Source organism: Bradyrhizobium sp. 27S5 (assembly GCF_037217225.1).
Taxonomy (GTDB): Bacteria; Pseudomonadota; Alphaproteobacteria; order Rhizobiales; family Xanthobacteraceae; genus Bradyrhizobium; species Bradyrhizobium septentrionale.
The window spans coordinates 7,254,835-7,268,458 of the sequence record NZ_CP147714.1; the positions used below are offsets into that span (position 1 = coordinate 7,254,835).

Sequence of the window (13,624 nt, forward strand, 5' to 3'; positions counted from 1 at the left end):
CAAGCCAACAACAACATGAAACGAGGAAGTGCCATGTCGATCGATTTCGAGATTCCAGCCGAAGCCAAGGCGATCCGCGAGAAGGTCCGCAAATTCGTCCACGACGAGTGCATTCCGGCGGAAAAGGAACTCGACACCAAACCGCTTGCCGAGGTGCTGGGGCCGCTGCGCAAAAAGGCCCGCGCGCAGGGCCTGTGGTGCCCGTTCGTACCGAAGGAGTATGGCGGTATGGGCCTCGGCCCGCTGGCGAACGCCCTGGTGCAGATGGAGCTCGGCGAGAGCATGCTGGGCGCGCTCTCGATGAACACGCAGGGGCCGGACGACGCCTCGATGATGACGATCCTGGCGCACGGCACCGAGTACCAGAAGGAGAAATTCCTCAAGCCCCTGCTGAACGGCGAGAAGCGCATCTGCTTTTCAATGACGGAAAAGGCCGCCGGCGCCGACGCCACCGGCATGCAGACCACGGCCGTGAAGGACGGCAACGAGAACTACATCCTCAACGGCGAGAAATGGTTCTCGTCGTCGGCGAGCGTCGCCGACATGGCGCTGGTGATGGCGAAGACCGATCCGAACGCGCCGCGCCACAAGCAATACTCGACCTTCATCGTCGAGCTGCCGAATCCCGGCTACCGCATCAAGCGCAACGTCGCGAACATGGCGATCGAGGGTCCGCACGACGACGTGATCCATGGCGGCCACTCCGAGATCGAGATCAAGGATCTGAAGGTGCCGGCCGACAATCTGCTCGGCGGCGAAGGCAACGGCTTCAACATGGGCCAGCACCGCCTCGCCTACGGCCGGCTGCGCCACGGCATGCACAACGTCGCCAAGGCGCAGCGCGCGCTCGACATGGCAGCCGCCCACGTCACCAAGCGCTCGACCTTCGGGCAGTTGCTGGCCGACCGCCAGGCGGTGCAGTTCATGCTCGCCGACTGCGCGAGCGAGCTCTATATCGGCCGGCTGATGCTGCTGCACATCGCCTACAAGGCGGAGAAGGGCCTCGATATCCGCCAGGAGAACTCGATCGCGAAGATCTTCCATGCCCACATGGTGCACAAGGTGATCGACACCGCGATCCAGCTCCACGGCGCGCTCGGCTTCAGCCAGGATACACCGCTGGCGAAATGGTACACCCAGGTGCGCTCGCAGCGGCTGGTCGACGGCCCCGACGAGGTGCACAAGTGGAAGATCGGCAAGAACGTCATCAAGGCGTTCCGCGAGCACGGCACCACCGCATCAGCGGCGGGCGGGGATTTGCTCTGACCCACTTCGTCATTCCGGGGCGGCGCAACGCGGCGAACCCGGAATCTCGAGCTGAGGGACGACGGTGCTTACAACATCGAGATTCCGGATCGACGCGCGATGCGCGTCGTCCGGAATGACGAGTTAGCCCCTCTCCGCCTCCACCGCCTGCCACCCAATATCGCGCCGGCAGAATCCGTCGGGCCATTTGATGCGATCGACCGCCTGATAGGCGCGGTCGCGCGCCTCGGTGACCGTCGTGGCCATCGCGCAGACGTTCAGCACCCGCCCACCATTGGCGAGAATGGCGCCGTCCTTGGCAACCGTGCCGGCGTGGAAGATCTCGACGCCCTCGACAGCAGCGGCGTCATCAAGGCCTTCGATCCGCGTGCCCTTGATGTAGTCGCCGGGATAGCCCTTCGCCGCCATCACGACCGTTAGCGCCGGTTCGTCGTACCAACGCAGATCGAAATGTTTCAGCTGCCCCTCGCAGGCGGCAAGCAGCGCCGGCACGATGTCCGACATCATCCGCAGCATCAGCACCTGGCATTCGGGATCGCCGAAGCGGACATTGTATTCGAACAGTTTTGGGCCCTGCGCGGTCAGCATCACGCCGGCATAGAGCACGCCCTTGAACGGCGTACCGCGACTCTTCATCCCGGCGACGGTCGGCAGGATGATCCGCGCCATGATCTGGTCGTGCACCTCGGGCGTCACGAACGGCGTCGGCGAGTAGGCGCCCATGCCGCCGGTGTTCGGTCCCCGATCGTGATCAAACACACGCTTGTGGTCTTGCGCCGAGGCCAGCGGAATCGCAGTCTCGCCGTCGCACAGCGCGAAGAAGCTGATCTCGCGCCCCGACAGGAATTCCTCGATCACCACCTCGGCGCCGGCCGAGCCGAACGCGCCCTCGAACATCATCGCGATCGCAGCTTCCGCCTCGAGCAGCGTCTGCGCCACCACGACGCCCTTGCCGGCCGCAAGCCCGTCCGCCTTGACCACGATCGGCGCCCCCTGCGCGCGGACATAGGCGACCGCTTCCTTCGCATTGTCGAAGCGGCGATAGGCGCCGGTCGGAATGTTGAACTCGCTGCAGAGGTCTTTTGTGAAACCCTTGGAGCCCTCGAGCTGGGCGGCCTGCTTATTGGGCCCGAATGCCTTGATGTCGACGGCGGCGAGATCGTCGACGATGCCGGCGGCGAGCGGCGTCTCGGGGCCGACCACGACCAGATCGACCGCGTTGCGCCGGCAGAATTCGATCACAGCGGCATGGTCGGCGACATCGAGCGCGACGCATTCCGCCTCGCGTGCGATCCCGGCATTGCCCGGCGCGCACCAGAGTTTCGTCACCAGCGGGGATGCTGCGATCTTCCACGCCAGCGCATGTTCGCGGCCGCCGGAACCGAGCAAAAGGATGTTCATCTGATACGGGCTCGAAAGGGTGCAAGAAACGGGTGCAAGACCCGTGTCGGTCGCACGAATCCCCGCCGGCCTGCAAGGGGCGAGGCGGCCGATTCCCGTCATTCCGGCTCACGGCTGCTTGCCGGCGATGATCTCCTGCAGCGTCGCGACATGGCGGGCGAAGGCGCCGCGGCCGGCCGCGGTCGCGGTCACCGTGGTCTGCGGCTTCTTGCCGACGAAGGCCTTGTCGACCGAGACATAGCCGGCCCTGGCCAGCGTCTCGATATGGGCGCCGAGATTGCCGTCGGTGGCCCCCGTCAGCTTCTTCAGCCGGGCGAATTCGAGCCCGGTCGAAACCGGCAAGGCGTTGAGCGCCGCCATGATCCGCAGCCGCAGCGGCTGGTGGATGATCTCGTCGAGTTCGGCCATCGCGTCAGATCCGGCGCATCCAGAGGCCGCCAAGCATCAGCCCGCCGCCATGCACCACCGCCATCCATAACAGGAACGCTGGCCCGATATAGTAGTAGCCGATCAGCGTCAGCGCGCTGGTGCAGGCCGCGATCACGATGAAGGCGTAACCGAACCACACGCCGGCGATGGCGTAAAACAGCATGCCGTAGAGCACCCAGAACACGATCATCTGGCGCGGTCCGAAATGGCCGAGCATGACCGAACAGTAGACGCCGAATACACCGATCAGCAGGAAGCTGATCGTCGAACGGATCGGAAAGGTGCGATTGCCGGAGCGGAGGTTGATGACGAAGCCAACCGCGGTGCTGAACGCAAGGCCGCTGAGATTGGTGACGGTCCAGATCGTGTAACCCTGCCGGGGCCAGAGATGGTTGGCGATGTAGGCCACAAATAGCAGCACGCCCCATAGCGTGATGATGATGCTCGCGATCTGATAGATCTGCGACTGACGGACGCGCTGGACGACGTCGTTGATGTCGGCCAGCGCCGCGCTGGCCTGCTTGCTGTCGATCATATCGGCGCCCCGCTTTGCTCGGCGAGTTCGGCGGACACCGGCGGCGCCTCCGCCGGCGGGCGATATTTGCCGATCAGGATATAGCCGATCGTCATCGTCACGATCGACAGGACGAAAGCCATCAGCCCAATTTGCCCGCGCGTCATCGGCGGCAGCAGACGCACCACGATTTCCGTCGACGCCGCCGACATCAGCGACACATAGGACCAGGAGATGAAGTAGTAGTGCTTCAGTTTCCAGTTGGCCGGCCGCGGGCTGCGCAGCAGCGGAACAATCGCTGCCACGATGCAGGCGAAGTTCACGATCGCGCCAACATGGAACAGGTTGAAGCGGCCGCTGAACTGATAGACCAGCATCGCCGTCCCGTCGGCGACCAGCATGGCGTAGACGTAGAGATAGCCGTGCGCCCGGTGGCCCGCACCGCGCTTCGGGCGCAGGAACTGGATCAGCCCGACACCGATGCAAAGGATTGCCACAACGGCATGCACCGCGCCCGCCGCGGAATGGACAAAACCTGCCAACATGACATGCGGGATCATCGGTCGGCCCCCCAAACGAGGATCGTCATCGCTCAATACAGAGAACTCTGTATCACAGAGTACATGGACAAACAAGCCCTCGGATTGGCGATGTCGGGCAAAAGTCCCTACGTTGCGTTGAAGCTCACAAACAGCCGAATCACCTGCAAATGACTGCTGCCGCGCCTAATCTCGTCAACGCGCCTGAATTCACCGTCTCGGAACTCTCCTCCGCGCTGAAGCGGACGGTGGAGGACCGGTTCGGCCATGTCCGCGTCCGCGGCGAGATTTCCGGCTTTCGCGGCCCGCACTCCTCCGGCCACTGCTATTTCGCGCTGAAGGACGAGAACGCCAAGATCGAGGCGGTGATCTGGAAGTTCGCCCACGCCCGCATGCGCTTCAAGCCGCAGGAAGGCCTCGAGGTCATCGCCACCGGCAAGCTGACCACCTATCCGAACTCCTCGAAATACCAGATCGTCATCGATTCGCTGGAACCGGCCGGCGTCGGCGCGCTGATGGCGCTGATGGAGGAGCGCAAAAAGAAGCTCGCGGCCGAAGGCCTGTTCGACGAGGCGCGCAAGCAGCTGCTGCCGTGGCTGCCGGAGGTGATCGGCGTCGTCACCTCGCCGACCGGTGCCGTGATCCGCGACATCCTGCATCGCCTCGAGGACCGCTTTCCCCGCCGCGTGCTGGTCTGGCCGGTCAAGGTGCAGGGCGACGGCTCGGCCGAACAGGTCGCGGCCGCGATCCGCGGCTTCAACGCGCTGCCGGAAGGCGGCAGGATTCCCCGACCTGATCTGTTGATCGTCGCACGTGGCGGCGGCTCGCTGGAGGACCTCTGGTCGTTCAACGAGGAGATCGTGGTCCGCGCTGCGGCGGAGAGCCATATCCCGCTGATCTCGGCGGTCGGCCATGAAACCGATATCACGCTGATCGACTTCGTCGCCGACAAGCGCGCCCCAACGCCGACCGCCGCCGCCGAAATGGCGGTGCCGGTGCGCAGCGAGCTGTTCGTCGAGGTCGAAAGCCTCGCCCGCCGCACCATGGTGTGCTGGCAGCGGGCCCAGGAGGCCCGCCGCACCGAGCTGCGCGCCGCCGCGCGTGCGCTGCCGGCAGCGAACGAGCTGCTGGCGATCCCGCGGCAACGGCTCGATCATCTCGGAGCCGGGCTGCCGCGCGGGCTGAAGGCCAATACGCACGCGCATTTCCGCCGCTTTGCCGCGACGAGCTCCCGGCTCACCATCGGCGTGCTGCGCGGCCAGGTCGCGCATGCCAGGCAGCGGCTCACCGCCTCCGGCGAACGCATCACGCTGTCGGCGCGCGCGCTGCTGCATCGCCGGCGCGAGCGTTTTGGCGGGCTCGAGATCCGGCTCAAGGCCTCGAAGCTCGCCAATGCCAAGGCCCAACGCAACGCGATCGCGCGCGATCTCGAGCGCACCCACCGCCTCGCCGAGCGCGCCCGGCGCGCACTGCTGACGACGATGCAGCGGCTGGAGGCGCGGGTCGCCCATCGCGGCCAGCTGCTGTCGGCGCTGTCCTATCGCGGCGTGCTGGCGCGCGGCTTTGCGCTGGTGCGCGACGATCAGGGCCACGCACTGCATTCCGCCGCGGCGGTCGGCCCGAATGCCGGCCTGTCGATCGAATTCGCCGATGGCCGCGTCGCCGCCACCGTGAATGCCGATCAGCCGCCGGCGACGGTGGCGCCCGAGAGCCAGGTCAAGCCGCAGCCGCGTGAGGCAAAACCCGCTGCGCCGAAGCGCGTCGTAAAGCCGGTCGATCAGGGCAGCTTGTTTTAGCTAGCGCGCCAGCCACTCGGCGACTTGCTTCTGCGCATCCTTGCGCGCGTCGGTGTCGGTGCCGATGTGACCGCGCTCGGCGATGTCGGCATCGGAGGCCGCGACCGCGTGCAGCGGCAGGTTAGCGCGGTCGAAGTCGTGATACGCCTCGGGATAGACCACGATCCGCGCCAGCGCGCTGCGGCCATGCGCGGCCTCGACCATCTGGTGGCAGGCCGATGGCGATGTGACATCGTCGCGCGCGCCGATCAACACCAGCGTCGGCACCCGCGCGCTCCAGCCGAGACCGAACGAGGCGCGGCAATCCGGATAGAACGCGACCGCCGAGCGGAAATCCGGCTCGGCATTGCGCGACCCTAGCTGCGGCCGCACCGCCCACAGCAAGGCGGCCGCGCCATTGCCCCAGCCGATCAGGCTGATGCGGCTCTTCGCCACCCATTTCTGCTGCACCAGCCACTGCCGCGCCGCATTGATGTCGGCGACCCGCGCACGGCGGGTCTGGACCTGATGCTCCCTGATGCGGCACTGCGGACCAAGCTCGCGCGAACCGTAGCTGTCCGGCAGCAGCACCGCGTGGCCGGCGGTCAGCAGCTGTTCGGCCCAGTCGCGATAGCGCGGTGCAACCTGCTCGGAACGGCCAGCGAGACCGCCGCAGCCATGCAGCGCGATGACCGTCGGGAACGGTCCGTCGCCATCGGGCCGGTAGAGCTGCGCGTGCAGCGTGACATTGCCATCTGGAATCTCGACCTGATGCGGGGCCGGAAGCGGCGCTGCAGCCGCGGCCGGCACGGCAAGCATCGCGAGACACATGAAAACCGACTTGAGGCGCATCCGATCCGGCCGGCTCGTCATGGCGCTGCAAACGCGGCGAACCACGCGTGCAACGCTACCATGCGCTTCCGCCGCCAAATCATCACAAGTCGGTGGTTTAACGGGCGGACATGCCCGCCTATCTGTGATAGACGGCTTCATGAACATTTAAGGCTGCCTCGTCAGAGGCAAGGCGGAGAGCTCAATCGTGCTGAACAAGTTCGGTCCCTCGGGCCATGGCGAAGCGCAGGTGCAATATCTTGACGGCGATTTCCGCGTGATCTCGCCCGGCACCTTCGTGCGTTGTGCGATCACCGATGTCCGGATTCCGCTCGACGAGCTGAAGTACTGGAGCGTCGACCTGCAGGAGGCCTACGCCACCCCGACCGCCGTACTGCAGCGCCACCATCCCGGCGTGCTCAAGCCGCAGGCCTAAGCTCGAGGCCAGGTTCACTTTCGCAGCCTCCTATCCCGCGCCTTGAACAGCTGATCGGCCACCAGGCGCCGCAGCGCGCCAACGTCGGCGAATTGCAACGTCACCGCGAACGGCACGATCGTCTTCGCCGCATCGGTGCCGCGCAGGCGCGCGAAATCCTTCTCCGTCGTCACCAGCGTCAGGCCATTATCTCGGGCGTCAGCGACGAGCTGATCGATCTCGTCCTTCGTGAAGGCGTGGTGATCGGCGAAAGCCCTGCTGCGCACGACATCGACGCCGCTCGACCGCAGCGAATTGAAGAAGCGCGCGGGATCGCCGATGCCGGCAAAGGCGAGCGCACGCGTGCCGCGCAGCGCCGCCAGCGAAGCCGCGTCCGGCGTCAGATGCGCCGACAGCACCGGCTTGCCGCGGGAGGCGATCTCGGCCGCGATGTCCTGCGCCGCACGCCCCTCGCCGACCACGATCAGCGCGTCGGTCCGCTCCAGCTGCGGCGGCAGCGGCGCGCGCAACGGTCCGGCCGGAATGACGCGGCCGTTGCCGATGCCGCGCGTGCCGTCGGCCACGATCAGGCAGCAATCCTTCGCGACCGACGGGTTCTGGAAGCCGTCATCCATCAGGATCACGCTGGCGTTCTGCGCCCGCGCCAGCGCCAGACCCGCGGCGCGGTCGCGCGACACCACGACCGGCAGGCTCGCCGCCATCATCAGCGGCTCGTCGCCGACATCGGCCGCGGTGTGGCTGTCGGAATCGACCTTGACCGGGCCGGCAAGCCTGCCGCCATAACCGCGGCTGAGCACGACCGGCCGCTCGTCGAGCTCGCGCAGCAGTTTTGCCAGCGCCAGCACCGTCGGCGTCTTGCCGGCGCCGCCGACGTGGTAATTGCCGACGCAAAGCACCGGGATGCCGGCGTCGATGCCGGCGCGCTGCATGCGCCGCGCGGCCACCGCGCCGTACAGCGCGGCAAGCGGTCTCAACAGTTGCGATATCCAGGACGACGGCCGGTGCCAAAAGGCCGGCTCACGCATTGGCGGCTCCCATCTCGAGCCGCAACTGCAACAGATAGGGCTCGAGAGCGGTCACCGTGCGCTCCAGCGCACCACCGAGTTGTTCGACGACGCGCTCCGAGGCACCCAGCGAGGTGTCGCGCGCCGCGGGATCGGCGAGGAACTGGCCAAGCTGCTTGACCAGCGCCTCGCGATCGTCGGCGCGCCGCGCGCCGCCGGCACGATCGAGTGCGTCATAGACGTCGGTGAAATTGAAGACGTGCGGACCGTGCACGATCGCACCGCCAAGCTTGATCGCCTCGATCGGATTCTGGCCGCCATGCGCGACCAGCGAGCCGCCCATGAACACGATCGGCGCCAGCCGGTAGAACAGGCCGAGCTCGCCCATCGTGTCGGCGACGTAGATATCGGTGGTCGCAACCGGCAGGTCCTCGTGCGAGCGCATGCCGGGGCGCAGGCCAGCCTCCGTCACCAGCCGCGCCACCGCCTCGCCGCGCGCGGCGTGCCGCGGCACGATCACCGTGAGCAGCCCGGGGAAGAATCCGGCGAGCGATTTGTGCGCCTCGATCAGGATCTCTTCCTCACCCGGATGGGTCGATGCCGCGACCACGATCGGGCGGCCGCGCGTCACCGACATCAGCCGTTCCAGCTTGGCCGGATCGGCCGGCGGCGCCGCGACGTCGAGCTTGAGATTGCCGGTGACGACGACATTCGGGCTGCCGAGCGCGGCAAAACGCTCGGCGTCGGTGTTCGACTGCGCGAGGCAGATGTCGAACCGTCCGAGCAGCGCCCCGATGGTGTTGGAGACCCGGCGCCAGCGCGGGAACGAGCGCTGCGACATCCGCCCGTTGATCAAGACCATCGGCAGCCGCCGCGCCGCGCACGACAGGATCAGGTTCGGCCACAGATCGGACTCGATGAACAGCGCTAGCGACGGATGCCAGTGATCGAGGAAGCGCGTGACATAGCGCGGCGAGTCGTACGGCACGTATTGGTGGATCACGTCGGGCGGAAAGCGCTTGGCCACGATCGCGGCCGAGGTCACCGTGCCCGAGGTCAGCAGGATGCGCAAATTGAGCGCGCGCAACCGCTCGATCAGCCCTGCCGCCGCCAGCACCTCGCCGACGCTGGCGCCGTGGATCCACACCAGCGGCCCCTGCGGCCTGACATCGGCGCTCATGCCGCGCCGCTCGCCGACGCGCTCGGGATCTTCCTTGCCGAGCTTGAGCCGCCGCTTGATCAGGGCAGGCGCGAGCGGCACCATCGCGGACGACAGCTGGCGGTACACACGCAACGTCATCGGTAGCGAGCTAGCCAAGCGTTGCCTCCGGCCGCCCGACGGCTGCATAGGCGCGTCGGGTCGCTTCGTTGAGAAGATTCTCCACGTGCTGCCGAAGCTTTTCCATCGTCGCGGCATCGGCATCGGGCGGCACATAGACCGGCTCAATACCTACCACTGCGCCGCGCCCGAATGGCAAATTGATGGTGGTCGAATCCCAGTTTTTCAACCGGATGAATCGGCTGGTGACCATCGCAAAGGGGATGATCGGCCGGCCGCTCTCCCGCGCCAGCATGATGGCCCCGAGACCCGCCACCCGCGCCCGCTTCGGCACGTCGGCCGTGGTCGCCATGTTGCAGCCGTCTTCCAGCGTCCGAACCATCTCCAGGAAAGCGCCGACGCCGCCCTTGCGATGGAACGCGCCGGAATGGTCGCCGGAACCTCTGATCGTGCCGATCCCGAGGCGCTCCACCGCCAGCGCGTTGAACTCGCCGTCGCGGTGGCGGGAGATCAAGACCTTGGCGCGGTAGCTCTCCTTGGTCTTGATGAACGGCGTCATGAAGTGCTGGCCGTGCCAGAACACGAAGATCGCCGGCATCAAGGGCTCGACGATCCCATACACGTCAGGAGGCTGGTAGCTGAAGCGGTTGGTGTGCCAGACCAGCCGCAGATACTCGGCCGCAAGCACACCCAGCACGCGCTGCACGAAGCCGCTGCGCAGCAGATCGCGAAGTAGTCGTTTCAATGGGAGTGCTTTGTGTCCTGCTCAGGATCGAGCAACCGGTGGAGGTGAACGACGAAATAGCGCATCTGGGCGTTGTCCACGGTCTGCTGCGCCTTCGCCTTCCAGGCCGCATAGGCGGTCGCATAGTTCGGATAGACGCCGACGATCTCGACTTCGTCCAGGTTCTTGAAGGTGTTGTGCTCGAGATCGGTCAACTCGCCGCCGATGACGAGGTGGAGCAGCTGCGGCTGGGCATTGTCTGACATGATGGTTTTTCCTAACGAGATGCCCGGCAAAGTCGTGGTCGTCACAAGTCTGGTCGTCACAGGTCTGTCGTAACAAGTCTGTCGTAACGTCTGGTCACAATCGGAAGCGCGGCGCGGATCGGCGGGGTCTCACGGCAATGGACGGTTGCGAAAATGCTCGACAATGCGTGCATGACGTTCGCGTCCTGCTGCCACCAGCACCCCATGCGTCACCTCCCGGCGATTGTACTCAATCGCTTCCCCCGAGAGCGCGGTCATCTTACCATCCGCTTCCTGCACGATCAAATTCGCGGCGGCAAGATCCCAGTCGCGGCTTTGCCCGCCCGCAAAGGCGGCGTCAAGTCGACCTTGTGCTACACGGCACAACCGCAGCGCCAGGGATCCGATCCGCGGAAACAGCGTGATCTCGTCCGACGTCGGGCTGAGCCGCTGCACCAGCGGCTTCGGTCCGGCCATGCGGGAAAAATCGAATTCGGTGCCTGCGGTTGCATGCACGGCGCTGTCGTTCAGGGTCGCGCCCTGCCCGCGGGCGGCAAAGAAGAATTCCTCGCTCACCGGCGCATACACCGCCGCGAGCACCGGAGCTGCATTTTCAACCAGCGCCACACTGACGCACCAGTCCTCGCGGCCGGCGAGATAGGCGCGGGTGCCGTCGATCGGATCGACGATCCAGGTGAAGCGCTTGCCGAGCCGGGCCGTGTTGTCGGCGCTTTCCTCCGACAGCCAGCCATAGGCTGGCGTTGCCGAACGCAGCTGCTGCTCCAGCAGGTCATTGACCGCGATGTCGGCCTCGGAGACCGGCGAGGACGCGCCCTTGGTCCAGTTCTTCAATTCGGTGCGGAACAGCGACAGCGCGAGCCGACCTGCCTCCTGCACCGACCGGGTCAGCAAGACAGCATCGCGCGCCTTGGTCCAGTCGTCCGTATCAGCGTCCGCCAAGCGTCAGGCCCTCGATGCGCAGCGTCGGCGAATTGACGCCGTAGCGGAATTCCAGATCGTTGGCGGCGACCAGCGACTTGAACATCGGCAGCAGATGCCCGGCGATGGTCACTTCGCTGACCGGATAGGTGATCTCGCCGTTCTCGATCCAGAAGCCGGACGCGCCGCGGCTGTAATCGCCGGTCACGCCATTGACGCCGGAACCAATCAGGTCGGTGACGTAGAAGCCCTGCTTGATGTCGGAGATCAGCTCCTTCGGCGTCACCGCACCGGGCTCGAGATGCAGATTGTAGGTGCCGGGCGACGGCGAGGACGACACGCCGCGATGCGCATGTCCCGTCGTGACCAGGCCGAGCTCGCGCGCAGTCGCCGAGTCCAGCACCCAGGTGGTCAGCACGCCCTCGTCGATCAGCGCCGTTCGCTTTACCTTGACGCCTTCGGCATCGAAGGTCTGCGAGCGCAGGCCGCGTACGCGCAGGGGATCATCGATGATGCGAATATCTTTGGAGAACAGCTGCTCGCCGAGCTTGTCCTTCAGGAAGCTGGTCTTGCGCGCGATCGAGGCGCCGTTGATGGAGCCGACCAGATGGCCGACGATCGAGCCGGCAACCCGCGGATCGAACACGACGGGCACCTTGCAGGTCTCGACCTTGCGCGGGTTCGACCGTGCTACTGCGCGCTCGCCGGCCTTGCGGCCGACGGAAGCGGGTGAATCGAGATCGGACCCATGCGGCGCGCTGGTGAAATCATAGTCGCGCTCCATGCCGGTGCCCTCACCGGAAATCGCGGTTGTCGAGATGCCGTGGCTGGAGCGCAAATAGGAGCCGTGAAAGCCGGTCGACGTCACCAGCACCATGCCGCCGATCCCGGTCGAGGCCGACGCACCGCCGGACTTGCTGACGCCCTTGACCGCGAGCGCCGCAGCCTCCGCCTCGATGGCACGCTGCTCGAGCTCGGCCGTGGTCGGGACCTTGCGATCGAGCAGATCGAGATCGGGGAAATCATGCGCGTGGAGCGCAGGATCGGCCAGACCGACATATTTGTCGTCGGGCGCCACGCGCGCCATAGCCACCGCACGCTCCGCAAGCTTTGCGATCCCGTCGCCGCTGATATCGTTGGTTGACACCACCGCCTGGCGCTGGCCGACGAACACCCGCAACCCCACGTCATCGCCTTCGGAGCGCTCGGTTTCCTCGACGCGGCCGTCGCGCACCTCGACGCCTTGCGAGACGCCGCGGACCGCGATCGCATCGGCCGCGTCCGCGCCGGCGCGCCTCGCGGCCTCGACGAGACGCTGCGCGAGGTCGCTGAGGCCGGATTGGTCGAACAGATCGGAGGAATCGCCGTGTCGCGACGACGATGCAGATGGTGAAGGGTTCACGAACGAATTCCTGCGGATTGAGGGGAGGCCCGGAACGAGGTCGACAGACCCACCAGATGTGCAGGATTCACAGGGATTTCAAGCACTTTGCACCGGCGGGCAACAAAGATTTGAGTGATCGGCGCAACGCTTCGTCAATCATGCGGGCCAACCTCTTGTCAATCATGGCGCCAGGTGAGGATGGGTTAACCAGGCTTTTTAAGCCGAAACGGCCATCGCTCGGCTAGGCTCTCACACATCGACCGGGAACATAATCCCGGCGGGGAGATAAGGCTTTGAGGCGTCAAACACCAACAAGCGGAATCAATTCCGCCGGGTCGAGCTGCGCGTTGCGGCTCGACCCTCTTTCCCTTCCGCTCTCTTTCCACGCGCAGGATGCGCGCGCGGATGGCGGCACGCGGCAGGTCGAGCTTCATCGCGAACATGTCGTGCTGCGCCGTGCCGTTCTCGGCATGCGGATGGCGGTCAATGTTCGCGTCAGCGATTTCCTCGGCGTCGCGTTGCGCGGCATCGACGACGCGCAGATGCTGGTGCTGGTTCACCGCGATCCCGCGCTCTCCATTCCGCTCGGCACCAGTTCGGATGCCGAGGAGATCACGTCCGCCTGGCAGATGTGGAGCGACATCTTCCGTCTCCCGCAACTGACCGAGCCGGCGCCGCGCCAGCCGGCGGCGCGCCGCCGTCGCCGCAACGCGATCCGCGCCCGCCGCCCGAAATTCCTGGTCCGCCGCCGCGCCGGCGTCCAGCTCAACGAAGCCAGCGTGCATCGCGACGAGCGCGAGATCATCGCGCGGAATTGAGGTCGTTTCACAGCGCTCCACGCCATTCACCATCGCTGTT

General features: G+C 66.0%; 15 protein-coding genes. 4 read left to right on the forward strand and 11 right to left on the reverse strand.

The window, feature by feature from the left end; translation table 11 throughout:
- The first annotated feature begins 33 nt into the window (after positions 1–33).
- The gene (locus WDM24_RS34215; RefSeq protein ID WP_076864913.1) at positions 34–1,266 is read left to right on the forward strand and encodes an acyl-CoA dehydrogenase family protein; all 1,233 of its coding nucleotides are present in this window, start codon (positions 34–36) and stop codon (positions 1,264–1,266) included.
- 123 nt (positions 1,267–1,389) lie between these two features.
- Here the strand turns inward: WDM24_RS34215 and purD are convergent, their stop codons facing one another.
- The 4 genes from purD to WDM24_RS34235 form a co-directional block, all read right to left on the reverse strand.
- On the reverse strand, positions 1,390–2,667 hold the full coding sequence (purD, locus tag WDM24_RS34220) for a phosphoribosylamine--glycine ligase (RefSeq protein WP_338828902.1): 1,278 nt from the start codon (positions 2,665–2,667) through the stop codon (positions 1,390–1,392).
- A gap of 108 nt (positions 2,668–2,775) precedes the next feature.
- Positions 2,776–3,075: a winged helix-turn-helix domain-containing protein gene (locus WDM24_RS34225; protein ID WP_166303496.1), complete on the reverse strand. Its 300-nt coding sequence runs from the start codon at positions 3,073–3,075 to the stop codon at positions 2,776–2,778.
- A 4-nt stretch (positions 3,076–3,079) separates the two neighbouring features.
- A complete protein-coding gene (locus tag WDM24_RS34230; protein ID WP_338691859.1) occupies positions 3,080–3,631 on the reverse strand; it encodes a hypothetical protein in 552 nt (183 codons plus the stop codon).
- Entirely contained in the window at positions 3,628–4,170 is a 543-nt protein-coding gene (locus WDM24_RS34235) for a DUF2306 domain-containing protein (RefSeq protein ID WP_338828903.1), read from the reverse strand. The genes WDM24_RS34230 and WDM24_RS34235 overlap by 4 nt, the downstream gene beginning before the upstream one ends.
- Positions 4,171–4,319: 149 nt before the next feature.
- On the opposite strand from WDM24_RS34235, the gene xseA reads away from it, so the two are divergent.
- On the forward strand, positions 4,320–5,945 hold the full coding sequence (xseA, locus tag WDM24_RS34240) for an exodeoxyribonuclease VII large subunit (protein WP_338828904.1): 1,626 nt from the start codon (positions 4,320–4,322) through the stop codon (positions 5,943–5,945).
- Here the strand turns inward: xseA and WDM24_RS34245 are convergent, their stop codons facing one another.
- Positions 5,946–6,776 (reverse strand): dienelactone hydrolase family protein, encoded by an 831-nt coding sequence (locus WDM24_RS34245; RefSeq protein ID WP_338828905.1) that lies wholly within the window; start codon positions 6,774–6,776, stop codon positions 5,946–5,948.
- Between the two features lie 187 nt (positions 6,777–6,963).
- Between WDM24_RS34245 and WDM24_RS34250 the strand changes: the two genes are divergently transcribed.
- Positions 6,964–7,191 carry a DUF2093 domain-containing protein gene (locus WDM24_RS34250; protein WP_016848019.1) on the forward strand — a complete coding sequence of 76 codons (228 nt, stop codon included), beginning with the start codon at positions 6,964–6,966 and terminating at the stop codon, positions 7,189–7,191.
- Between the two features lie 14 nt (positions 7,192–7,205).
- Here WDM24_RS34250 and lpxK read toward each other — a convergent pair whose 3' ends face one another.
- The 6 genes from lpxK to WDM24_RS34280 form a co-directional block, all read right to left on the reverse strand.
- The gene (lpxK, locus tag WDM24_RS34255) at positions 7,206–8,216 is read right to left on the reverse strand and encodes a tetraacyldisaccharide 4'-kinase (RefSeq protein ID WP_338828906.1); all 1,011 of its coding nucleotides are present in this window, start codon (positions 8,214–8,216) and stop codon (positions 7,206–7,208) included.
- Positions 8,209–9,543, reverse strand: coding sequence for a 3-deoxy-D-manno-octulosonic acid transferase (locus WDM24_RS34260; RefSeq protein ID WP_338828907.1), 1,335 nt, complete (start codon positions 9,541–9,543; stop codon positions 8,209–8,211). Before WDM24_RS34260 ends, lpxK begins: the two co-directional genes overlap by 8 nt.
- Positions 9,506–10,219 carry a lysophospholipid acyltransferase family protein gene (locus WDM24_RS34265; protein ID WP_029079220.1) on the reverse strand — a complete coding sequence of 238 codons (714 nt, stop codon included), beginning with the start codon at positions 10,217–10,219 and terminating at the stop codon, positions 9,506–9,508. The genes WDM24_RS34260 and WDM24_RS34265 overlap by 38 nt, the downstream gene beginning before the upstream one ends.
- Positions 10,216–10,464, reverse strand: a complete 249-nt coding sequence (locus tag WDM24_RS34270) for a DUF4170 domain-containing protein (RefSeq protein WP_016848023.1) — start codon at positions 10,462–10,464, stop codon at positions 10,216–10,218. The genes WDM24_RS34265 and WDM24_RS34270 overlap by 4 nt, the downstream gene beginning before the upstream one ends.
- 129 nt (positions 10,465–10,593) lie before the next feature.
- On the reverse strand, positions 10,594–11,403 hold the full coding sequence (locus WDM24_RS34275) for a 3'(2'),5'-bisphosphate nucleotidase CysQ (RefSeq protein ID WP_338828908.1): 810 nt from the start codon (positions 11,401–11,403) through the stop codon (positions 10,594–10,596).
- Positions 11,390–12,784 (reverse strand): TldD/PmbA family protein, encoded by a 1,395-nt coding sequence (locus tag WDM24_RS34280; RefSeq protein ID WP_338828909.1) that lies wholly within the window; start codon positions 12,782–12,784, stop codon positions 11,390–11,392. Before WDM24_RS34280 ends, WDM24_RS34275 begins: the two co-directional genes overlap by 14 nt.
- Positions 12,785–13,059: 275 nt before the next feature.
- Here WDM24_RS34280 and WDM24_RS34285 point away from each other — a divergent pair, with 275 nt between their 5' ends.
- On the forward strand, positions 13,060–13,584 hold the full coding sequence (locus tag WDM24_RS34285; protein WP_166298630.1) for a DUF6101 family protein: 525 nt from the start codon (positions 13,060–13,062) through the stop codon (positions 13,582–13,584).
- Positions 13,585–13,624 lie beyond the last annotated feature (40 nt).

Excerpts from the sequence above, each read along its gene's own strand:
- WDM24_RS34245 (WP_338828905.1), bottom strand. The coding sequence starts at position 6,776 with ATGCGCCTCAAGTCGGTTTTCATGTGTCTCGCGATGCTTGCCGTGCCG.
- WDM24_RS34260 (WP_338828907.1), bottom strand. The coding sequence starts at position 9,543 with ATGCAGCCGTCGGGCGGCCGGAGGCAACGCTTGGCTAGCTCGCTACCG.
- purD (WP_338828902.1), bottom strand. The coding sequence starts at position 2,667 with ATGAACATCCTTTTGCTCGGTTCCGGCGGCCGCGAACATGCGCTGGCG.
- WDM24_RS34225 (WP_166303496.1), bottom strand. The coding sequence starts at position 3,075 with ATGGCCGAACTCGACGAGATCATCCACCAGCCGCTGCGGCTGCGGATC.
- WDM24_RS34270 (WP_016848023.1), bottom strand. The coding sequence starts at position 10,464 with ATGTCAGACAATGCCCAGCCGCAGCTGCTCCACCTCGTCATCGGCGGC.
- WDM24_RS34215 (WP_076864913.1), top strand. The coding sequence starts at position 34 with ATGTCGATCGATTTCGAGATTCCAGCCGAAGCCAAGGCGATCCGCGAG.
- xseA (WP_338828904.1), top strand. The coding sequence starts at position 4,320 with ATGACTGCTGCCGCGCCTAATCTCGTCAACGCGCCTGAATTCACCGTC.
- lpxK (WP_338828906.1), bottom strand. The coding sequence starts at position 8,216 with ATGCGTGAGCCGGCCTTTTGGCACCGGCCGTCGTCCTGGATATCGCAA.
- WDM24_RS34235 (WP_338828903.1), bottom strand. The coding sequence starts at position 4,170 with ATGATCCCGCATGTCATGTTGGCAGGTTTTGTCCATTCCGCGGCGGGC.
- WDM24_RS34230 (WP_338691859.1), bottom strand. The coding sequence starts at position 3,631 with ATGATCGACAGCAAGCAGGCCAGCGCGGCGCTGGCCGACATCAACGAC.